Source organism: Pseudomonas sp. GW823-FHT02F05, assembly GCF_058797315.1.
Genome location: NZ_JBXAJM010000003.1, coordinates 175234 through 195897, shown reverse-complemented (window position 1 = coordinate 195897; position 20664 = coordinate 175234). Strand labels below are relative to the sequence as shown.

Below are 20664 nucleotides of genomic sequence, written 5' to 3'. Positions count from 1 at the left end.
GAATCTCCAGCATGTCCAAGTCTCAGGTCAGGCTTTAGGTTTCACCGCCTTTTCAGCCGCCACTTCGGCCTTGGTCTTCAGGTTCTTCAACTCTTCACCGGCCCGTTCGATCTTGGTGCGCACGCTGTTCATTTCCTGGCGGCCCTGTTCCAGTTTGTCCTTGAGCGAACTGTGCCCGGTAAAGCCACGGGCCAGTGCCACGCCACCAATCGCCACCTGGATCAAGCCGAAAATCCCGCCGCGGCGCAAGCCTTTACCCACCATCATTACCCCGCCGGCCACCGAGCCGATGCGCTCCCAGCCATGCACGTTCTGGGTGGGTTGAGGCTTCAAGGGGGCGGCTTCGATGATAGGTCGCAAGGTTTTGCTGTCGCTCATGATCAGTCTCCAACAAGGGCAAGTGTTATTAGCTGACTGCGCGCATGTGCCGGATGTTCCCGCAATGTCAGTACTTGGGGCCCGAACGGGTGTTATTGCCCTTGGCCAGGCGGTCATAGAGCACCACGTTGACCGTGGCCGCCAGGTTCATGCAGCCGGTGGTGGGGATGTACACCACGTCCTCGCACCAGTCGCGGATCTCTTTGTCCAGGGAGCCGTCTTCGGGGCCGAAGATATACAGGGCCCGGTCGGGGTGGGTGTATTCAGGCAGCGGACGGGCGCCTTCGACCAGTTCCACGGCCACCGGAATGCAGCCCAGGGGCAGGATCTTTTTCAGGTCGTCGATGCCGATCAGCGGGATATCGTGGTGCACCTTCTTGGTGTCGGTGATGAAATCCCGGGCGCGCTCGTAACGCACGCCGGTGTAGAACACCGAGGCCACGCCGTAGCAGCCGGCGGCACGCATCACCGAGCCGACGTTTTCGGGGGATTTGGGGTTATACAGACCGATGCAGCTGTAGCGTTTATTGCCCACGGGGAAGGGTGCCTTGAGAAAAACGGCGATTATACGGCCTGGGGGGATGCAGTGCTTGGGCGATCGCATCGCGGGCAAGCCCGGCTCCCACGGGGAAATGCATTCCTACTGTGGAAGCTGGCTTGCCTGCGATGAGGCCGGAACAGGCAAAGAAGAACGTTAGTCTTCCTTCTTCATCAACCCCGCCAACGCCGCAAACGGGTTGTGCGTTGCCTTGGCAATGCTCGGGCTGCTGGTGGAGCCTTCGCCGAAGTATTGCTGGTCGGTGTAGCGCGAGTGTTCGTTGTCGTGGCAGTACAGGCACAGCAACTCCCAGTTGGAGCCGTCCTGGGGGTTGTCATCATGGTTGTGGTTGCGGTGGTGGACGGTCAGTTCACTCAAGCGCTTGCCGGAAAACTCACGGGCGCAGCGGCCACACACGTGGGGGTACATCTTCAAGGCTTTATCGCGGTAGCCCATTTCGCGGTCGCGCTGGGCATCGGCGAGGATGCGGTCCAGCTTGGCGGTGTGGGAGGGTGGGTTATTCGAGCTCATCATGGCTCCTGGCTATTATTGGGTGGTTCACGGACAAGGTTGATTCTAGCCGCTCCCACAGGGGATTGGCGCTATTGAATCAACCGTGATCAGCCCTTGAGCTTCTCTGCAATCCAGATGGTATGCCGCGTGCCCTTGTTGCCATGGGCAAACACTTGCACTTCCTCGGCCTTGAAACCGGCCTTGCGCAGTTTGTCACTGAACAGCTTGTCGGCGCTGGCCGACCACACCGCCAGCACACCCTTGGGCCGCAGGGCCTTGGCGCACGCGGCCAGGCCACTGGCCGAGTACAGCCAACTGTTAGCTTTTTGCGTGAGCCCCTCGGGGCCGTTGTCGACGTCGAGCATGATCGCATCAAAGCCTTGGGGCTCGGCCTGCAGTACCTTGGCCACGTCTTCCAGGCGGACCACGGTGCGCGGGTCCAGCAGCGGGCGTCCGGATTTCTCCCCCAGCGGCCCACGGTTCCATTCCACGACGCCGGGCACCAGTTCGGCCACCACCACTTCGGCGCTCTTGCCCAAATGCTTGAGCGCCGCGGCCAAGGTAAAGCCCATGCCCAGGCCGCCGATCAGCACACGTGAACCCGGGCGCCCGGCCACTTTGCGGCAGGGAATCTCCGCCAGGGCATCTTCGGAGCCATGCATGCGCGTGTTCATCAACTGGCCACCGTCACCGCCCTGGATCTTGATGACGAAGTCCTCGCCGTATTCGAACAGGCACAAGGCACCGCCGTTGTCGGGGATTGGGGTGGTGTCCAGCAGAACAAAACGTTTCATGGAAATCTCATTGGGAAGGGCATTCTTGCGCGGTTGGGAGTAGCCTTAGGGCATTCCGGTCAGGCCATGGAGCCATCGATGAAGTGCAGCATTCTAACGGTCATTGTGTTGAGCGCGCTCGCATTGGGTACCGCGCAGGCTCAGGAGTTACAAACCGTACCGGTCGCGCCCACGCCAACCCCAGGCGCGCCGGGCACGCCAACACCCACGTTGTACCCGCAAGTCACGCCGCCCGTTGCGCCCAAAACCCATAATGGCTCGCCGCCGCTGGCGCCCATCGTGCTGCCGGCGCCGCCCAAGGACCAGACGGTCCCTGGCCTGCAGCAGAACGACAGCAAGCCGAAAACGCCGGGCGGTTAGACCAGACCGAGGGCCTTGAACACAAAGGCATATTCGAGGGCGACGTCACGTAAGCCCTGATAGCGCCCGCTCATGCCGCCATGGCCGGCACCCAGCTCGGTCTTGAGCAGCAGCAGGTTGTCGTCCGTCTTGATATCCCGCAGCTTGGCCACCCACTTGGCGGCTTCCCAGTACTGCACGCGGCTGTCGTTATAGCCGGCGATCACCAGCGTGGCCGGGTAAGCCTGGGCGCGGACGTTCTCGTACGGCGCGTAAGCCTTGATGCGCGCATACACCTCGGGTTCCTCGGGGTTGCCCCACTCGTCGTACTCGGTGATGGTCAGCGGCAGTTCCGGGTCGAGCATGGTATTGAGCACATCGACGAACGGCACTTCGGCAATTGCCGCCTGGAACAATTCCGGACGCTGGTTGAGCACCGCGCCGATCAACAGGCCGCCGGCACTGCCGCCACTGATCGCCAGTTGCTGGGAGGTGGTCAGGCCCTCGGCAATCAAATGTTCGGCGCAGGCGATAAAGTCGCTGAAGGTGTTCTGCTTGTGTTCCTGCTTGCCGTTGCGATACCAGGCTTCCCCCAGCTCACCGCCGCCGCGCACATGGGCGATGGCAAACGCCACGCCACGGTCGAGCAAGCTCAGGCGCGCATGGGAGAACCACGGGTCCAGGCTTGAGCCGTAGGCACCGTAGCCATACAGGTACAGCGGCGTCGGCTTGCCGAGCTGGTCACGCTTGACCACCAGGCTGATGGGTACCTGAGTGCCGTCGGCGGAAGTGGCCCACAGGCGTTGGCTGACGTAATCGTCGGCGTTGAAGACGCCCAGTACCGGGGTTTCCTTGAGCACGACCTGCGCGCCTGTCGCCAGCTCGAGCTGACGCACTTGGGCCGGGCGATTCAAGGCCTCATAGCGCAGGCGGATCTTGTCGCTGGGGAACTCCAGGCTGTTCTGCACGTAGAGGCTGTAGGCGGCGTCAGGCAATTGCACCCGATAGGCCGGCACATCCTCAGGGTGCACTTCGATGACTGGCAGGCCACCGATGCGCAGGCTCAAGGTCATGGCGTTGGCGTTCAGGCTCACGCCGTCGAGCATGACCTCGTCGCTGTGGGGGATCAGGTTCTGCAAGTCCGCTTCGGTGGGCGGCGTGCCGGTGTCGGCGGCCACGTACAGCGCATGGTTGATGCCATCGCGGTTGCTGCGGATAAACCAGGTCCACTGGCCATTGCGCTTGCCGTGGTCGACGTCGTATTCGTGGTCTTCGACCCGTGGCGCCAGGCAGGTGAAGGCCAGGTGCGGTTGCTCGGCGTCCAGCGCCCAGACTTCGCTGGTGGTCTTGCTGCCCAGGGCCAGCAACAGTTGGCGTTCGGAGCTTGAGCGGTAGCAATGCAGGAAGAAACGGCCGTCGGGCTCGTGGAAGACTTCCTGCGCGGCGGTGCCGTCCAGGCGATAGCGATACAGCTTGTGCGGGCGATGGGTGTCGTCCAGTTCGCCGAAAAACAGCGTCAGGCTGTCATTGGCCCAGGTCATGCTGCCATCGCAGTTGTCGAACGCCAGTTCGCTGACCTTGTCGGTCGCCAATTCCTTCACGAACAGGGTGTAAATCTCTTCGCCGCTGGTATCGAGGCTGTAGGCCAGGCGTTGGTGATCGGGGCTGATGCTGAACGCGCCCAGGGAGAAAAAGCCGCCATTGGCCAGCACGTTTGGGTCCAGCAACAGCTCTTCGCTGCTGGTGTCCACCTGGTTGCTGTCATCGGCCGGGCGGCGGCAGCGGTAGTGGCGGGCGTATTCGTCGCCGGCGGTGGTGCGGGTGTAATACAGGTACGGGCCCCAAGGGGAGGGCAGGGACAGGTCAGTTTCCAGAATGCGGCCCTTGATCTCGTCGAACAGGGTCTCGCGCAACGCCTGCTGATCGGCCAGTTGGACTTCCTGCCAGGCGTTTTCGGCCTTGAGGTAGTCGAGCACCTCAGGGTTGTCGCGTTCTTGCAGCCAGGCGTACGGGTCTGGGCCTGGGGCCTTGCGGGCAATCGGTGCGGTGGAAATAGGCATGGATAATTCCCTATCTGGCAGACGGTGGCAGGCATTGCAGCCGCGACACGCAAAAGCCGTTATCATAGCCGCCTGTTTGCCAACCTTGCCATGGACACCATGACCGAGAACGACTATCTGACCGCTTGGGGCCTTTACGCCTTCGCCGCTTTGGGCTGCCTGTTGGTGTGGTGGCGCATGACCCGCTGGATCTGGCGCTGGCTGCGCGAGCCCCTGCAATTGCTGATGGCGGTGTTGCTGCTCAGCCCGACCATTGTCGACCCGGTCAAGACCCAGTTTGCGCCGGCCGTGGCCATTACCGCCCTGGACCTGGTGCTCAAGGTCGGCAACAACGCCTGGCGCGCCATTTCCGACCTGTTCATGTACACGATGATCGCGTTTGCCCTGTACATCGTGTTTGTGCTGATCCGCTGGCCCATCGAGCGCGCCGCCAATGCTCGCCGTGAGCGCAAGGCTGCTGCGGATGCGGCCTTGGCCGCCGAGCCGGAAGACGACGAACCGTTCCGTCGTCCGGCGCCTGCCGGTGGTATGCGGGTCGAACCGCGCCTTTAACGTTGTCTGCCCTGCAGCGAGAGCCCTGGCATGTGTGAATTATTGGGCATGAGTGCCAACGTCCCCACCGATATCGTGTTCAGCTTTACCGGGCTGATGCAGCGCGGTGGGCGCACTGGCCCGCACCGCGACGGCTGGGGCATTGCCTTCTATGAAGGCCGTGGCCTGCGCCTGTTCCAGGACCCGGCTGCCAGTAGCGAGTCGGAAGTCGCATTGCTGGTTCAGCGTTATCCCATCAAGAGCGAAGTGGTGATCGGCCATATCCGCCAGGCCAATGTGGGCAAGGTCAGCCTGGCCAATACCCATCCGTTTGTGCGCGAGCTGTGGGGGCGTAACTGGTGTTTTGCCCACAACGGCCAACTGGCGGACTTCAATCCCCGCGCCACCTTTTACCGCCCGGTGGGCGATACCGACAGCGAAGCGGCGTTCTGCGACTTGCTCAACCGTGTGCGCGAAGCCTTCCCCGAGCCGGTGGACATCGAACAGGTGCTGCCCGACCTGATCGCCGCCTGCGCCGAATACCGCAGCAAGGGCGTATTCAACTGCCTGCTCAGCGACGGCGACTGGCTGTTCTGCTATTGCTCGACCAAGCTGGCACAGATCACCCGGCGTGCGCCTTTTGGCCCGGCGCGCTTGAAAGATGTCGACGTGATCGTCGATTTTCAGGCCGAAACCACCCCCAATGATGTGGTAACGGTGATCGCCACCGAGCCGTTGACCGACAACGAAAACTGGACCCGCTACGAACCGGGCCAATGGAGCCTGTGGCGACGCGGTGAATGTGTCAGCCAGGGCGTTACCGAGTAAGGAATCGAGCATGTTGCTGAGCTATCTGCGGTTGGTGCTGTTTGCCGTTGGCTTGTTGGTCGGCGTGCAGGTGCCGGGGTTTATCAATGACTACGCCAAGCGCGTCGAAGCCCACCTGATCGAGGCCCAGACCGGCTTGCGCGGTTTCGAGTCCACGGCGCAGCAGTTCTTCAACGGCGATATGCAAGCCTTGGTGGCGCATTACCGCGCCAGCGATGACCCGGTATTCCAGAGCGACGCCAGCAGCCTGGGCGCTATGCTCGATCGTCAGCTCGAGTTGGACAAGCAATACCAGGCCATGCAGGGCCCGTGGTACATCCGTGCCCTGCAAGTGGCGGTGGCTGCCGACCCGGATATCCGTTCGGAGACCTGGAATGGCTACAGCTACCAGATTCTGCTGACGCCTGAAGCCATGGGCTGGGGCCTGGGCGGGGCGATGCTGTTGTCGTTCGGCATCGAGTGCCTGTACCGCTTGATCGACTGGGTGGTGTTAGGCGGCCGACGCCTGCGCCAGAGCCGGCCCATCGAAGAGCGGGACCTCAAGGGCCTCTAACGACCCACTGATCGTTCCCACGCTCCGCGTGCGAATGCTTTTTCTGACGTTCCGCGTCGCGCTTGGAGGCGCAGAGCGCCCTAGGCTGCGTTCCCACGCAGAGCATGGGAACGATTAATCGGGTTTATGCAGTTGCATGCGTTCTGCACCGACTTGCTCGGCATAGCGGGCGACGACTTTCTGGCACAACCCCACAATCTCCTCCACCAACTCCACTCCTACGCGCCACGACACCACCACCTGCAAGTTCGGCAGGCGCTGGGCCATTGGCAGCATCACCAATTCCCCTCGCTCCAGCTCTTCGCTCACCAGCACCGGCGGCAGTGCGCCGATACCGAAGCCATCGCGCAGCAACCGGGTAATCGCTGACACCGAGTTCACGCAGTTCATGCGCGGTGCGGCCACGCCATTGGCCTGCATCAAACTCAACACGTCCTGATGCGGGTGAGAGTTTTTCGAGTAGGTGATGATGCGCTCCTGGGCCAGTTCGGCGAGGGAGGCGTAGTCGCGGTTGTAGATCGACTGGCTGGCCACGATCCAGGCCATGGGGTGGCTGGCCAGTTCCAGGCTGCGCACGGTTTCCAGGCGCAGCAGGTCGGTTTGCAGGATCAGGTCAAGAAAGCCTTTTTGTAGCTGATCGCTGAGGTTCAGCGCGGTATCGGCGATCAGCTCGATCTCCACCAGCGGGAACAGTTTCATCAGTTCAGCGACCAGCGGGCTGAGCCAGGTGTGGATCACCGTGTCCATCGCGCCGATCCGAATGCGCCCGACCTTGCTGCTGGTGGTCTCCAGAGACTGCTTCAAACCCTGCATGGTCACCATCATTTGCTCGGCATAGTCGAGCACTTTCAAGCCTTCCGGGGTCAGGCTCACGCCTCGCGAGTCACGCAGGAACAGCTTCACGCCAAGCTCGCTTTCAAGCACGGCAATGCGGCTGGAAATCGAGGCCTGGGTGGTGAACAGCTTCTCGGCAGTCAGGCGAAAGCTCTTGAGCCTGGCCACCCACACGAAGGTTTCGAGGAACTTCAAATTCATGGGATCAACTTTTTCTTATGCATGGATCGGTTTTTATTAGTTGGACGTCGCAGCGGGCAAGCGCCAAAAATCGAGCTATTCCACGATAAGCGTCGTCGGGGTGTCAGGACAAGTTGCGAGTTCTGCGTAAAAAATCCCACACTACAAGAAAACAAAGCCTACAGGAGCGACCACCGTGAGCCGCCTGCTACTGAACTGCGACATCGGCGAAAGCTTTGGTAACTGGACCATGGGTCTGGACGCCGAAGTCATGCCGTTCATTGATTGCGCCAACGTGGCTTGCGGTTTCCATGCCGGCGACCCGAGCATCATGCGCAAGACCGTCAGTCTGGCGTTCAAGCACGGCGTACAAGTGGGCGCCCACCCGGCCTACCAGGACCTGCAAGGCTTCGGCCGGCGCTCCATGAACTACACGCCGCAGGAAATCCAGGACCTGTTGCACTATCAGATCGGCGCGCTGGACGGCATCTGCCGCGCTCAGGGCGGGCGCGTCAGCTATGTGAAACCCCATGGTGCGATGTACAACGACATGATGGCCAACCCCGCGCAGTTGCGTGCGGTGATCCAGGCCGTGGCCGCCTACGGCGACCTGCCGCTGATGCTGCTGGCCACCCGGGATAACCGCGCGGCCCAAGCGTTGGGTGATGAATACGGGGTGACGCTGTGGTTCGAAGCCTTTGCCGACCGTGCCTATGACAGCAAGGGCCATCTGGTTTCCCGCCAGTTGCCCGGCGCGGTGCACCATGACAGCGAAACCATTGTGCAGCAGGCCCTGACCCTTTCCCGTGGCGAATCGCTGATTGCCAGCGACGGCAGTCCATTGGTACTCCAGGCCAATACCCTGTGTGTGCATGGCGACAACGCCAGCTCGGTCGCTGCCGTGCAGCGGATCCGCGAAGCGTTGAAAACAGCATGAACCCACGCATCGAAGTGGTGGCGATCGACTGCCTGATGGTGCGTCTGTTTGACGTGATCGCCGAAGCCAACATGCCGTGGATGCTCGCGGCTACCGAGCGCCTGCGCAATGGCTTTGGCTTGGCATTGGTGGACCTGGTGCCGTCCTACACCACCTTGATGGTGCATTACGATCTCACTGCGCTAACCCCGGCCCAGGCCCGGGCGCTGATTGACCAGGCCCTCGCCGATCTGCAACCCCAGGCCCAGGGCAGCGGCCAGTGCCATGTGTTGCCAGTGTGGTACGACCTGAGTGTCGGCCCGGAACTGACCTTGCTGTCCCAGCGCAGCGGGCTGGCCGTGGAGGAGGTGATCCGCCGCCACAGCGCCCACGAGTATCAGGTGTTCGCCCTGGGCTTTGCCCCTGGGTTTGCCTTTATGGGGCTGGTGGACGAAGTGCTCGCCACCCCACGCCTCAACACGCCGCGCAAACGCGTGGCCGCTGGCAGTGTCGGTATCGCCGAACGTCAGACCGCCGCTTACCCGGTGGTTTCCCCAGGCGGCTGGAACCTGATCGGCCGCACACCGGCCAAACTGTTCGACCGTGAGCGCGACGGCTACAGCCTGATGCAGCCCGGCGACACGGTGCGCTTCGAAGCGGTCAGCCACGCGCAATTCATCCACTTGGGTGGCGACGACACGCCGCTGGAGGCGCAGGCATGAGCCGCTTGATCATCGAGGCCAGCACGTCGCTGTGCCTGTTGCAAGACGGCGGGCGATTCGGCGTGCGTCATCTGGGCGTGACCCAGGGCGGCGCGCTGGATTGGGTGTCGATGTCCTGGGCCAACTGGCTTTTGGGCAATGCCCTGGATGCCCCGGTGGTGGAAATTACCCTGGGGGGCTTTACCGTACAGGCTGAGGATTATTGCCTGCTGGCCTTGGCCGGTGCGGACCTGGGCGCCTATGTCGATGAGCGGGCGATAAGCCCCGGACGCAGTTTTATCCTGCAAAAGGGCCAGCGACTGCGCTTCACCCAGCCGTGCAATGGGGCACGCGCTTATCTGGCCGCGCCCGGTGGCTTTGATGCGCAGACTGTACTGGGCAGTTGTGCCACGGTCGTGCGCGAGGCATTGGGCGGGGTGGACGGTTTCGGCAAAGCCTTGGCCGAAGGCGGGCGGTTGGCTTATTCCGGTACGGGCGGTGCAATGAAGGTGCTGGCCAACCCGGATGTGCAATCCGCTGCATCACTGGACGTGATCATCGGCGCGCAGATAGGCCAGTTCAGCGGGCAGAGCCTGTTTGATGCCTTCAACGCCGAATGGTCTCTGGACAGCCGTGCCGACCGTATGGGCGTGCGTTTGCTCGGCACGCCATTGCAGTATCAGGGGCCGTCGTTGATTTCCGAAGGGATACCGTTGGGCGCGATCCAGGTGCCCCCGGATGGGCAGCCGATTGTGTTGCTCAATGACCGGCAGACGATCGGTGGTTATCCGCGGTTGGGCGCGTTGACGCCTTTATCCTTGGCGCGGCTGGCGCAGTGTTTGCCGGGGGAGAAGGTGCGGTTGGCACCGGTGGTGCAGGAGGCTGCGCATCGGCAGCACATAGAGTATTTACGCAGGTTTTCAGCGTAAGTGGGTTTTAAAGATGAGTCCTACGACATTGCAGAATTTTGTCGTCTTTGCCCCAGCGCACAGCCATGCAAGCCTTGATTGGCTTATTCACTATCAGGCTTTGCTATGCGCTATTTGAAGATATATGCCCAGGATGTACTCGATAACGATATTCCGGATGTGGTCTATCTGGAGTTTTATGACACCGCCCAAACCCCCGCGCTTGTGCATCGGGCAACGGCATTTGATATTACTGACGATGGCCAGTTTGACTGGATTATTGCGGATGATCTCAATCAAGACGGCATTGTCGACAAGGTTGACCAGGAGATGGCACTGGAGTTTTCCCAGCTGTTTCTGGCGTTCCAGTGGTTCAGTCTCGATGAGCCCTTTGACAAATACCTGAAGGTGTTTGCCGGCGACTTCGATGACAACGGGATTCCTGATACGGTGCGGCTGCACTTCCATCAGGGCGAGGGAGACCCTCGAGATGAAACCATCGTCTATTCGGCGGCGGTATACAGCGACGGGAATGGTCAAGGGGCCAGTGTTTCGATCAATCAGGATGTGAACAACGACGGGAAAGTAGACCGCCAGGATTCTGAACTGATCAAACAGTTCGCTGCGCTCTTTCTCAGGTTTTCCTGGATCGACAACGAGCACTGCTGAGTGCCGTGCCTGTAGCCGTTAGCATCGGCTACAGGCCAGGGTTCACTTGGATAGATAACGCATGCCCTCTTCAAGCCCGCGCAGCGTCAGCGGATACATTTGGTCCTCCACCAACTCCCGCACAATCCCCGTCGACGCCGTATAGCCCCAGGTATCTTTCGGGTAGGGGTTAATCCAGATCAGCTTCTTGTACTTGGCCATGAAACGCTGCATCCACACATACCCGGGCTCCTCGTTCCAATGCTCGACGCTGCCACCGGCCTGGGTGATTTCATAGGGCGCCATGGCCGCATCGCCGATAAAAATCACTTTGTAGTCGGCGCCGTATTTGTGCAGCAGGTCCTGGGTGGAGGTGCGTTCGGAAGTACGGCGCTGGTTGTTCTTCCACACCGATTCGTACACGAAGTTGTGGAAGTAGAAATACTCCAGGTGCTTGAACTCGGTCTTGCACGCGGAGAACAGCTCTTCGCAGATCTTCACGTGGGCATCCATCGAGCCGCCGATGTCGAACAGCAGCAACAGCTTGATAGTGTTACGCCGTTCGGGGCGCATCTGGATATTCAGCAAGCCGGCATCGCGGGCGGTGTGGTCAATGGTGCCGTCGATATCCAGCTCTTCGGCCGCGCCCTGGCGCGCAAACTTGCGCAGGCGGCGCAGGGCGATCTTGATGTTGCGCGTGCCCAGTTCCACCTGGTCGTCGAGGTTCTTGTACTCGCGCTGGTCCCAGACTTTCACCGCCTTGCCCTGACGCTTGCCGGCGTCACCGACGCGAATGCCTTCGGGGTTGTAGCCGCCAGAACCAAAGGGGCTGGTGCCGCCGGTGCCGATCCACTTGTTGCCACCGGCGTGGCGTTCTTTCTGTTCTTCCAGGCGTTTCTTGAACTCCTCGATCAGCTTGTCGAGGCCACCCAGGGACTGGATCTGCGCGCGTTCCTCATCGCTCAAGGAACGTTCGAATTCCTTGCGTAGCCATTCTTCGGGGATCAGCGCCTGCAGGTGGTCGTCGAGCTTTTCCAGGCCGTTGAAATAGGCGCCGAAGGCCCGGTCGAACTTGTCGAAATGCCGCTCGTCCTTGACCAGGATCGCCCGGGCCAGGTAGTAGAACTCGTCCATGTCGGCGAAGGTCACGCGCTGTTTGAGCGCGTTGATCAGGTCGAGCAGCTCGCGCACCGACACCGGTACCTTGGCGGCACGCATTTCGTTGAACAGGTTGAGCAGCATCAGCGATTACCGCGACGGCTCATGAACGCCAGACGCTCCAGCAACTGCACGTCTTGCTCGTTCTTCACCAGGGCGCCAGCCAGGGGAGGGATGGCCTTGGTCGGGTCGCGCTCGCGTAGCACTGCTTCGCCAATATTGTCGGCCATCAGCAGCTTGAGCCAGTCGACCAGCTCGGAGGTGGAAGGTTTTTTCTTCAGGCCCGGCACCTTGCGCACATCGAAGAACACGTCCAGCGCTTCGCTGACCAGGTCTTTCTTGATGTCCGGGTAGTGCACGTCCACGATCTTTTGCAGGGTGGTGCGGTCGGGGAAGGCGATGTAGTGGAAGAAGCAGCGGCGCAGGAATGCGTCCGGCAGCTCTTTTTCGTTGTTGGAGGTAATGATGATGATCGGGCGCTTCTTGGCTTTGATGGTCTCGTCGATTTCGTAGACGTAGAACTCCATCTTGTCGAGTTCTTGCAGCAGGTCGTTGGGGAACTCGATGTCGGCCTTGTCGATTTCATCGATCAGCAAGATGACCCGCTCTTCGGACTCGAAGGCCTCCCACAGCTTGCCCTTCTTCAGGTAGTTACGCACGTCGTGCACCTTGTCCACGCCCAGTTGCGAGTCGCGCAGGCGGCTGACCGCGTCGTACTCGTACAGGCCCTGGTGCGCCTTGGTGGTGGACTTGATGTGCCAGGTAATCAACCTGGCGCCGAAGGATTCGGCCAGTTGCTCGGCAAGCATGGTCTTGCCGGTGCCCGGTTCGCCCTTGACCAGCAGCGGCCGCTCCAGGGTGATGGCGGCGTTGACGGCCAGTTTCAGGTCATCGGTAGCCACATAGGCCTGGGTGCCTTCGAACTTCATCGGTCATTCCTCGAATTCATCAATGGCCTGACTATACCGCGCAGCCCCGGCGACTGTGAACGCAGACGGGCTATTCAGTCTCTGAATGGCGGGTCACATCAGCCCTGGCCCATGCAGGAAGTGTGGGAGCTGGCTTGCCTGCGATGGCAGTGTATCAGTGACAGATGAGTTGGCTGACCCACCGCCATCGCAGGCAAGCCAGCTCCCACAGGGTTAATCAGCGCTGGGCTTGGGCTGTTCGTAACGAGCATTGAACGCCTGGATGAACCCATTGCGCAGAATCGCGATCACCGCAGAAAACGCACTGACATTTTGCTGATGCACGCTACCGCTCAGCTCTACACGGGTGGCGAACTGGTTTTTACGCTGGTTTTTCAGCACGGTTTCGCTGGCGCCCACCACGGCTTCCCAGATCGAACGGAAGATATTCTTGTCCTGGTTTTCAACGTCTTGTTGCCAGTCGAACACCTCCACATCGCGCAGCAGCGGCTTGATGTAGCCGGTGAGCCGGCCATTTTCAGCCTGGGCTTCGATCACCACATCGCCTGTGCCAGCCTTGAAGTCGAACTTGCCATAGGCAGAGGCGAAGTCATTCATGCGTTTTAGTTGCAGGTCGCGGGCGCGGAAGCGGAACTCGAACTCTTCGAAATCGCTCAGCGGGTCAAAGGTGGCGTTGGCTTCCAGGGGCGCCTGGCCTTGCAGCAGTGCCTTGCCTTCAAAGCGTGCATCACGCTTGCCTTTGACATCCACTACATTGGTCAGGTTATAGAAGCTGGCGTTGACCGCGGTGGCGTTGATATTCACCTGGGGCTTGGAGCTGAAGTTATGGAAGGCGATCTCGCCGTCTTCAATGCGCACTTCATTGAGGGTAATCGGCAGCAGCTTGCGCAGTTGTTCCTGCCAGTCGGTGCCCTTACCGGTCTGGGACGCCTGTTTGTTGGCCCCGCCATCGACGAAGTTGATCTGCGGGCGCAAAAAATGCCCCTCGGCCACGACGGCATGGTCGTACCACAGCGAATGCCAGCTCACCGCAAACTCGATCAGCGGCGCCTTGACGAACGGTACCGGGACCTTGCCGTCCACCTTGACGATTTGCAGGCCGTTGATCCGGTATGCGCCGCGCCATAGCGCCAGGTCCACATCGGCAATCTCGCCACGGTAATCACCCATGTTGGCGAGTTTGTCGTTCAGGTAGTTGCGCACCAGATAGGGCAGCGCGATGTGCACGGCAATCAGGACCAGCACCAGGGCGGCGATTGTCCCTAACGGCCAACTGTAGCGACGTTTCATAGGGCAGTTCTCCTAGCTTGTAGGGCATTGACTGTTCTGATCGTCGCAACGTTCCTCCTTCTGGACGCTTGTGAGCACGAGGCATACCCTTGGGGCCTTTCCCAAAGTCTCGACAACAGGAATCGCCATGAGCCGCATCTTCGCAGACAACGCGCACTCCATCGGTAATACGCCTCTGGTTCAGATCAACCGCATCGCACCGCGTGGCGTGACGATCCTGGCCAAGATCGAAGGGCGCAACCCGAGTTATTCGGTCAAGTGTCGCATTGGCGCCAGCATGGTCTGGGATGCGGAAAGCAGCGGCAAGCTCAAGCCGGGCATGACCATTGTCGAGCCGACTTCGGGCAACACCGGTATCGGCCTGGCGTTTGTCGCCGCCGCCCGTGGCTATAAATTGCTGCTGACCATGCCGTCGTCCATGAGCCTTGAGCGCCGTAAAGTGCTCAAGGCTCTGGGCGCCGAACTGGTGCTGACCGAGCCGGCCAAGGGCATGAAGGGCGCCATCGACAAGGCTGCCGAGATCGTCGCCAGCGACCCGGCCACCTACTTTATGCCGGCCCAGTTCGATAACCCGGCAAACCCTGCGATCCACGAGAAAACCACCGGCCCGGAAATCTGGAACGACACCGATGGCGCCGTGGACGTGCTGGTGGCAGGCGTGGGGACCGGCGGCACGATCACCGGAGTATCACGCTATATCAAGAACACGGCGGGCAAGCCGATTCTGTCGGTGGCCGTGGAACCCATGGTTTCCCCGGTGATCACCCAGGCCTTGGCGGGTGAAGAGATCAAACCCAGCCCCCACAAGATCCAGGGTATCGGCGCCGGTTTTGTGCCGAAAAACCTCGACCTGTCGATGGTCGACCGCGTGGAGCTGGCGACCGACGAAGAGTCCAAGGCCATGGCCCGACGCTTGATGCTGGAAGAAGGCATCTTGTGCGGGATCTCCTGTGGCGCCGCCATGGCCGTGGCCGTGCGCCTGGCCGAGAAGCCGGAGATGCAGGGCAAGACTATTGTGGTGATCTTGCCGGACTCCGGTGAGCGCTACCTGTCGAGCATGTTGTTCAGCGATTTGTTTACCGAGCAGGAAAACCAGGCCTGATCTTAAGGGCAACCCTGTGGCGAGGGAGCTTGCTCCCGCTGGGTTGCGCAGCGGCCCCATTATTCTGGGAGCGCTTCGCACTCCAGCGGGAGCAAGCTCCCTCGCCACAAGGTTGATGTATGTCACCCGGTCGGTCTGGGCCTTCTGCATAATGGCTCAAGTGTTTATCATGGCCGGCTGTTACGTCTGGTTTCCCATTGACGGAAATTTGCTGGCCAGGCGCTTATTTCCAGGAGTTGCTGCATGACCTTTTCTTTGGCCGCCAAACTGTCGGTGTTGCTGCTGTTCATCGGCAGCACGCTGTATGTGCACCTGCGTGGCAAGGCCCGTTTGCCGATGTTGCGTCAGTTCGTCAACCATTCGGCGCTGTTCGCCCCATATAACGCCCTGATGTACCTGTTTTCCGCGGTGCCGTCCAAGCCCTACCTGGACCGCAGCAAGTTCCCGGAACTGGATGTGCTCAAGGACAACTGGGAAGTGATCCGCGAAGAGGCCATGCACCTGTTCGACGAGGGCTACATCCGCGCCGCCGAAAAGAACAACGACGCCGGTTTCGGTTCGTTCTTCAAGAAGGGCTGGAAGCGTTTCTACCTCAAGTGGTACGACAAGCCGCTGCCATCGGCCGAGGCGCTGTGCCCCAAGACCGTGGCGTTGGTGAGCAGCATCCCTAACGTCAAGGGCGCGATGTTTGCGCTGTTGCCGGGCGGCAGTCACCTCAACCCGCACCGCGACCCGTTTGCCGGTTCCCTGCGTTATCACCTGGGGCTGTCCACGCCGAACTCCGACGACTGCCGTATCTTCGTCGACGGCCAGGTCTACGCCTGGCGCGACGGTGAAGACGTGATGTTCGATGAAACCTACGTGCACTGGGTGAAAAACGAAACCGAACAGACGCGGGTGATCCTGTTCTGCGACATCGAACGCCCATTGAGCAACCGCGTGATGACCCGCATCAACCGCTGGGTCAGCAAGCAACTGGGCCGCGCAACCGCACCGCAGAACCTCGATGACGAGCGCGTGGGCGGCATCAACCAGGCGTACGCCTGGAGCAAGACCTTCAGCGACAAGTTCAGCGGCCAGGTCAAACAGTGGAAGCGCAAGCATCCCAAAGCCTACCGCATTGCGCGGCCGGTGCTGGCGGTGGTGGTGCTGGTGCTGCTCTGGAAGTGGCTGTTCGGCTAAACCGCACACCGTAAAAATGCGCTGTATCGAAAGATACAGCGCCTTTTTCATGCCTGGAATGTGATCAAGACTGTGGGAGCTGGCTTGCCTGCGATGGCGGAGTATCAGCTATAAAAATGTTGGCTGACCCACCGCTTTCGCAGGCAAGCCAGCTCCCACCTTTGATCTGCGTTGCTCTTAAGAGGCGATCAACTGGCGCAGCACGTAGTGCAGAATCCCACCGGCCTTGAAGTACTCCACTTCATTCAAGGTATCAATCCGGCACAGCACCTCAACCTTCTCGCTGCTGCCATCCTCCCGAGTGATCACCAACGTCAGGTTCATTCGCGGCTCGATCTCGGCAGTTGTCAGTCCGAGGATATCGATCTTCTCCTTGCCGGTGAGCTTGAGTGTCTTGCGGTTCTGATCCAGCTTGAACTGCAACGGCAACACGCCCATGCCTACCAGGTTGGAGCGGTGGATACGCTCGAAGCTCTCGGCGATCACTGCCTTGACCCCCAGCAGGTTGGTGCCCTTGGCTGCCCAGTCGCGGCTGGAGCCGGTGCCGTATTCCTGGCCAGCGATCACCACCAGCGGTGTGCCCGAGGCCTGGTACTTCATGGCGGCATCGTAGATCGCCATTTTCTCGCCCGTAGGGATATACAGCGTGTTACCGCCTTCTTCGCCGCCGAGCATTTCATTGCGGATACGGATATTGGCGAAGGTGCCGCGCATCATCACTTCATGGTTGCCCCGGCGTGAGCCGTAGGAGTTGAAGTCACGCGGCTCCACGCCCTGTTCGCGCAGGTAGCGCCCGGCCGGGCTGTCGGCCTTGATATTGCCGGCAGGGGAAATGTGGTCGGTGGTTACCGAATCCCCCAGCAGGGCCAGAACGTTGGCGCCCTTGACGTCCTCGATCACCGGCAGCGGGCCAGCAATGTCGTCGAAGAACGGAGGGTGCTGGATGTAGGTGGAATCCTGCTGCCATACGTAGGTGGCTGCCTGCGGTACTTCAATGGCTTGCCATTGCTCGTCGCCGGCAAACACTTCGGCATATTCCTTGTGGAACATGCTGGTGCTGACTTGGGCCACCGCTTCGGCGATTTCCTGGCTGCTGGGCCAGATGTCCTTGAGGTACACCGGATTACCCTGCTGGTCATTGCCCAGCGGCTCGCTGCTGATGTCGATGCGCACGGTACCGGCCAGCGCGTAGGCGACGACCAGGGGTGGCGAGGCCAGCCAATTGGTTTTCACCAGTGGGTGCACGCGGCCTTCGAAGTTACGGTTGCCGGACAGCACCGAGGCCACGGTGAGGTCGGCCTTCTGGATGGCTTTTTCGATCGGCTCGGGCAGGGGGCCGGAGTTGCCGATACAGGTGGTGCAGCCGTAGCCCACCAGGTCGAAGCCAAGCTTGTCCAGGTACTGGGTGAGGCCCGCAGCCTTGTAGTAGTCGGTGACCACTTTGGAGCCCGGCGCCAGGGAGCTTTTCACCCAGGGCTTGCGGGTCAGGCCTTTTTCCACGGCTTTTTTCGCCACCAGCCCGGCCGCCATCATCACGCTGGGGTTGGAAGTGTTGGTGCAGGAGGTAATCGCGGCGATCACCACCGCGCCGTTTTTCAGGCGATAGGTGTTACCTTCGTATTCATAATCCGCCTCGCCGACCAGGTCGGCATTGCCCACGGCAACGCCGCCTCCGCCTTCGCTTTCCAGGCGGCCTTCTTCTTTGCTGGTGGGCTTGAATTGCAGGTCGAGAAAATCGCTGAACGCTTGGCCTACATTCGGCAGGGCGACGCGGTCCTGGGGGCGTTTGGGCCCGGCAAGGCTGGCCTCGACAGTGCCCATGTCCAGGGCCAGGGTATCGGTGAAGACCGGCTCCTGGCCGGCGTTGCGCCACAGGCCCTGGGCCTTGGTATAGGCTTCCACCAACTTGACCGTCTCAGCCGGGCGGCCGGACAGGCGCAGGTAGTCCAGGGTCACCTCATCCACCGGGAAAAAGCCACAGGTCGCGCCATATTCCGGTGCCATGTTGGCGATGGTCGCGCGGTCGGCCAGGGGCAAATCGGCCAGGCCGTCGCCGTAGAACTCGACGAACTTGCCCACCACGCCTTTCTTGCGCAGCATTTGCGTGACGGTCAGCACCAGGTCGGTGGCGGTGATGCCTTCCTTGAGCTTGCCGGTGAGCTTGAAGCCGATCACTTCCGGGATCAGCATCGACACCGGCTGGCCAAGCATCGCCGCCTCGGCTTCGATCCCGCCCACGCCCCAGCCCAATACGCCGAGGCCGTTGATCATGGTGGTGTGGGAGTCGGTGCCGACCAGGGTGTCGGGGAAGGCGTAGGTGCGGCCGTCTTCCTCTTTGGTCCACACGGTGCGGCCCAGGTATTCGAGGTTGACCTGGTGGCAGATGCCGGTGCCCGGCGGTACCACGCTGAAGTTGTCGAAGGCGCTCTGGCCCCAGCGCAGGAAGGCGTAGCGTTCGCCGTTGCGCTGCATCTCGATATCGACGTTCTGCTCGAAGGCGCTGGTGCTGCCAAACTTGTCGACCATCACCGAGTGGTCAATCACCAGATCCACCGGTGACAGCGGGTTGATGCGCTGTGGGTCACCCCCGGCCTTGGCCACGGCAGCGCGCATGGCGGCCAGGTCGACCACGGCGGGTACCCCGGTAAAGTCTTGCATCAGCACGCGAGCGGGGCGGTACTGGATCTCGCGGTCGGACTGGCGTTCTTTGAGCCAGGCGGCGATGGCCTTGAGGTCGGTGCCGGTGACGGTCTTGGCGTCTTCCCAGCGCAGCAGGTTTTCCAGCAGCACCTTGAGGGACATCGGCAGCTTGTCCAGGTCACCCAGGCTCTTGGCGGCTTCGGGCAGGCTGAAGTAGTGGTAGGTTTTGCTGTCTATTTGCAGTGTCTTAAGGGTTCTCAGGCTATCAAGGGATGACATTACATGACTCCTTATGGTCCGCACGGCTACGGACCTGACGGGACGAACAGAGCTATCACGTTAGCGCTGTTTTCATTAGCAGGCTAATAACTGGACTCTATCGCTGAGTCCAAGGTTCCGAACTCGGCTATCATGCGCGCGTTTTCATGACAGGTATTGCGATAGCGCAACGCCGGTTGATTCACCAGGAGATTCAATGAACACCCTTTTTATGCACTGCCGCCCGGGTTTTGAAGGCGAAGTCTGTTCCGAGATCGCGGAGCACGCTGCGCGCCTGAACGTTTCCGGCTACGCCAAGGCCAAGACCGGCAGCGCCTGCGCCGAATTTGTCTGCACCGAAGAAGACGGCGCCCAGCGCCTGATGCACGGCCAGCGCTTTGCCGAGCTGATCTTCCCCAGGCAGTGGGCGCGCGGGGTGTTTATCGACCTGCCGGAAACCGACCGCATCAGCGTGATCCTCGCCCACCTGCGCGAGTTTCCGCTGTGCGGCAGCTTGTGGCTGGAGATGGTCGACACCAATGACGGCAAGGAACTGTCGAACTTCTGCAAGAAATTCGAAGTGCACCTGCGCAAAGCCCTGCTCAACGCCGGCAAGCTGGTGGACGACCCGAGCAAGCCGCGCCTGCTGCTGACCTTCAAGAGCGGCCGCGAAGTGTTCATGGGCCTGGCCGAGTCGAACAACTCGGCGATGTGGCCCATGGGCATCCCGCGCCTCAAGTTCCCGCGTGACGCGCCCAGCCGCTCGACCCTCAAGCTGGAAGAGGCCTGGCACCACTTCATCCCCCGTGACCAGTGGGACGAACGCCTGCACGGCGACATGACCGGCGTCGACCTCGGCGCAGCACCGGGCGGCTGGACCTGGCAACTGGTCAACCGTGGCATGCTGGTGACCGCCATCGACAACGGCCCCATGGCCGAAAGCCTGATGGACACCGGCCTGGTGCAACACCTGATGGCCGACGGCTTCACCTTCGTGCCCAAGCAGCCGGTGGACTGGATGGTCTGCGATATCGTCGAGAAACCTGCGCGCAACGCGGCACTCTTGGAAACCTGGATTGGCGAAGGGCATTGCCGCGAGGCGGTGGTGAACCTGAAGTTGCCGATGAAGCAGCGTTACGCCGAGGTGAAGCGCCTGCTGGAGCGCATCGAAGAGGGCTTCAAGGCGCGCGGCATTCGTGTGGAGATCGGCTGCAAGCAGCTCTACCACGACCGCGAAGAGGTGACCTGTCACCTGCGCCGCCTGGTAGACGTAAAGAAATCCAAAGGCCGCTGATATTAAATGTGGGAGCTGGCTTGCCTGCGAAAGCGGTATTACAGTCGAAGTTTATGTTGAATGTGCCCCCGTCATCGCGGGCAAGCCCGC

At 61.0% G+C, this 20664-nt stretch carries 21 protein-coding genes; 11 read left to right on the top strand and 10 right to left on the bottom strand.

Going from position 1 to position 20664, the window contains the following annotated elements; all coding sequences use genetic code 11:
* Window positions 1-27: 27 nt before the first annotated feature.
* From AC1RAC_RS05995 to AC1RAC_RS05980, 4 genes are all read right to left on the bottom strand, one after another.
* Window positions 28-378: a YgaP family membrane protein gene (locus AC1RAC_RS05995; protein ID WP_014717485.1), complete on the bottom strand. Its 351-nt coding sequence runs from the start codon at window positions 376-378 to the stop codon at window positions 28-30.
* Window positions 379-445: 67 nt separating this feature from the next.
* Window positions 446-913 carry an RNA methyltransferase gene (locus tag AC1RAC_RS05990; RefSeq protein ID WP_003189607.1) on the bottom strand — a complete coding sequence of 156 codons (468 nt, stop codon included), beginning with the start codon at window positions 911-913 and terminating at the stop codon, window positions 446-448.
* Between the two features lie 159 nt (window positions 914-1072).
* Window positions 1073-1447, bottom strand: a complete 375-nt coding sequence (locus AC1RAC_RS05985; protein WP_054898999.1) for a YajD family HNH nuclease — start codon at window positions 1445-1447, stop codon at window positions 1073-1075.
* 89 nt (window positions 1448-1536) lie between these two features.
* Window positions 1537-2223 (bottom strand): spermidine synthase, encoded by a 687-nt coding sequence (locus AC1RAC_RS05980; RefSeq protein ID WP_034126624.1) that lies wholly within the window; start codon window positions 2221-2223, stop codon window positions 1537-1539.
* A 78-nt stretch (window positions 2224-2301) separates the two neighbouring features.
* On the opposite strand from AC1RAC_RS05980, the gene AC1RAC_RS05975 reads away from it, so the two are divergent.
* Window positions 2302-2583 (top strand): hypothetical protein, encoded by a 282-nt coding sequence (locus AC1RAC_RS05975; protein WP_054919987.1) that lies wholly within the window; start codon window positions 2302-2304, stop codon window positions 2581-2583.
* On the opposite strand, the gene AC1RAC_RS05970 is transcribed toward AC1RAC_RS05975, so the two are convergent.
* Window positions 2580-4622, bottom strand: coding sequence for a S9 family peptidase (locus tag AC1RAC_RS05970; protein WP_492616388.1), 2043 nt, complete (start codon window positions 4620-4622; stop codon window positions 2580-2582). The two genes, AC1RAC_RS05975 and AC1RAC_RS05970, sit on opposite strands and share 4 nt — an antisense overlap.
* 24 nt (window positions 4623-4646) lie before the next feature.
* Here AC1RAC_RS05970 and AC1RAC_RS05965 point away from each other — a divergent pair, with 24 nt between their 5' ends.
* The 3 genes from AC1RAC_RS05965 to AC1RAC_RS05955 are packed head-to-tail and all read left to right on the top strand — an operon-like array spanning window position 4647 to window position 6534.
* Window positions 4647-5174, top strand: coding sequence for a hypothetical protein (locus AC1RAC_RS05965; RefSeq protein ID WP_034126627.1), 528 nt, complete (start codon window positions 4647-4649; stop codon window positions 5172-5174).
* 30 nt (window positions 5175-5204) lie between these two features.
* Entirely contained in the window at window positions 5205-5981 is a 777-nt protein-coding gene (locus AC1RAC_RS05960) for a class II glutamine amidotransferase (protein WP_003189615.1), read from the top strand.
* Between the two features lie 10 nt (window positions 5982-5991).
* Entirely contained in the window at window positions 5992-6534 is a 543-nt protein-coding gene (locus tag AC1RAC_RS05955) for a DUF2937 family protein (protein ID WP_034126628.1), read from the top strand.
* A 114-nt stretch (window positions 6535-6648) separates the two neighbouring features.
* Here the strand turns inward: AC1RAC_RS05955 and AC1RAC_RS05950 are convergent, their stop codons facing one another.
* On the bottom strand, window positions 6649-7569 hold the full coding sequence (locus tag AC1RAC_RS05950; protein WP_034126629.1) for a LysR family transcriptional regulator: 921 nt from the start codon (window positions 7567-7569) through the stop codon (window positions 6649-6651).
* A 175-nt stretch (window positions 7570-7744) separates the two neighbouring features.
* On the opposite strand from AC1RAC_RS05950, the gene AC1RAC_RS05945 reads away from it, so the two are divergent.
* From AC1RAC_RS05945 to AC1RAC_RS05930, 4 genes are all read left to right on the top strand, one after another.
* Entirely contained in the window at window positions 7745-8485 is a 741-nt protein-coding gene (locus AC1RAC_RS05945; protein WP_034126630.1) for a 5-oxoprolinase subunit PxpA, read from the top strand.
* A complete protein-coding gene (locus tag AC1RAC_RS05940) occupies window positions 8482-9186 on the top strand; it encodes a 5-oxoprolinase subunit B family protein (RefSeq protein ID WP_054919980.1) in 705 nt (234 codons plus the stop codon). The genes AC1RAC_RS05945 and AC1RAC_RS05940 overlap by 4 nt, the downstream gene beginning before the upstream one ends.
* Window positions 9183-10094, top strand: coding sequence for a 5-oxoprolinase subunit C family protein (locus AC1RAC_RS05935; RefSeq protein ID WP_492616387.1), 912 nt, complete (start codon window positions 9183-9185; stop codon window positions 10092-10094). The genes AC1RAC_RS05940 and AC1RAC_RS05935 overlap by 4 nt, the downstream gene beginning before the upstream one ends.
* A gap of 105 nt (window positions 10095-10199) precedes the next feature.
* Entirely contained in the window at window positions 10200-10742 is a 543-nt protein-coding gene (locus AC1RAC_RS05930; RefSeq protein ID WP_072434373.1) for a hypothetical protein, read from the top strand.
* Between the two features lie 42 nt (window positions 10743-10784).
* Here AC1RAC_RS05930 and AC1RAC_RS05925 read toward each other — a convergent pair whose 3' ends face one another.
* The 3 genes from AC1RAC_RS05925 to AC1RAC_RS05915 form a co-directional block, all read right to left on the bottom strand.
* The gene (locus tag AC1RAC_RS05925) at window positions 10785-11963 is read right to left on the bottom strand and encodes a vWA domain-containing protein (protein ID WP_492616386.1); all 1179 of its coding nucleotides are present in this window, start codon (window positions 11961-11963) and stop codon (window positions 10785-10787) included.
* Window positions 11963-12808, bottom strand: coding sequence for an AAA family ATPase (locus AC1RAC_RS05920; protein ID WP_003189627.1), 846 nt, complete (start codon window positions 12806-12808; stop codon window positions 11963-11965). The genes AC1RAC_RS05925 and AC1RAC_RS05920 overlap by 1 nt, the downstream gene beginning before the upstream one ends.
* A 213-nt stretch (window positions 12809-13021) precedes the next feature.
* The gene (locus tag AC1RAC_RS05915; protein ID WP_252950350.1) at window positions 13022-14098 is read right to left on the bottom strand and encodes a DUF748 domain-containing protein; all 1077 of its coding nucleotides are present in this window, start codon (window positions 14096-14098) and stop codon (window positions 13022-13024) included.
* Between the two features lie 127 nt (window positions 14099-14225).
* On the opposite strand from AC1RAC_RS05915, the gene cysK reads away from it, so the two are divergent.
* Entirely contained in the window at window positions 14226-15200 is a 975-nt protein-coding gene (gene cysK, locus AC1RAC_RS05910; protein WP_003189630.1) for a cysteine synthase A, read from the top strand.
* 243 nt (window positions 15201-15443) lie between these two features.
* The gene (locus AC1RAC_RS05905) at window positions 15444-16382 is read left to right on the top strand and encodes an aspartyl/asparaginyl beta-hydroxylase domain-containing protein (protein WP_005786126.1); all 939 of its coding nucleotides are present in this window, start codon (window positions 15444-15446) and stop codon (window positions 16380-16382) included.
* A 177-nt stretch (window positions 16383-16559) separates the two neighbouring features.
* Here the strand turns inward: AC1RAC_RS05905 and acnA are convergent, their stop codons facing one another.
* Window positions 16560-19301, bottom strand: coding sequence for an aconitate hydratase AcnA (gene acnA / locus AC1RAC_RS05900; protein WP_492616385.1), 2742 nt, complete (start codon window positions 19299-19301; stop codon window positions 16560-16562).
* A 196-nt stretch (window positions 19302-19497) separates the two neighbouring features.
* Here acnA and rlmM point away from each other — a divergent pair, with 196 nt between their 5' ends.
* A complete protein-coding gene (gene rlmM / locus AC1RAC_RS05895) occupies window positions 19498-20574 on the top strand; it encodes a 23S rRNA (cytidine(2498)-2'-O)-methyltransferase RlmM (protein WP_054919968.1) in 1077 nt (358 codons plus the stop codon).
* The last annotated feature ends 90 nt before the right edge of the window (window positions 20575-20664 follow it).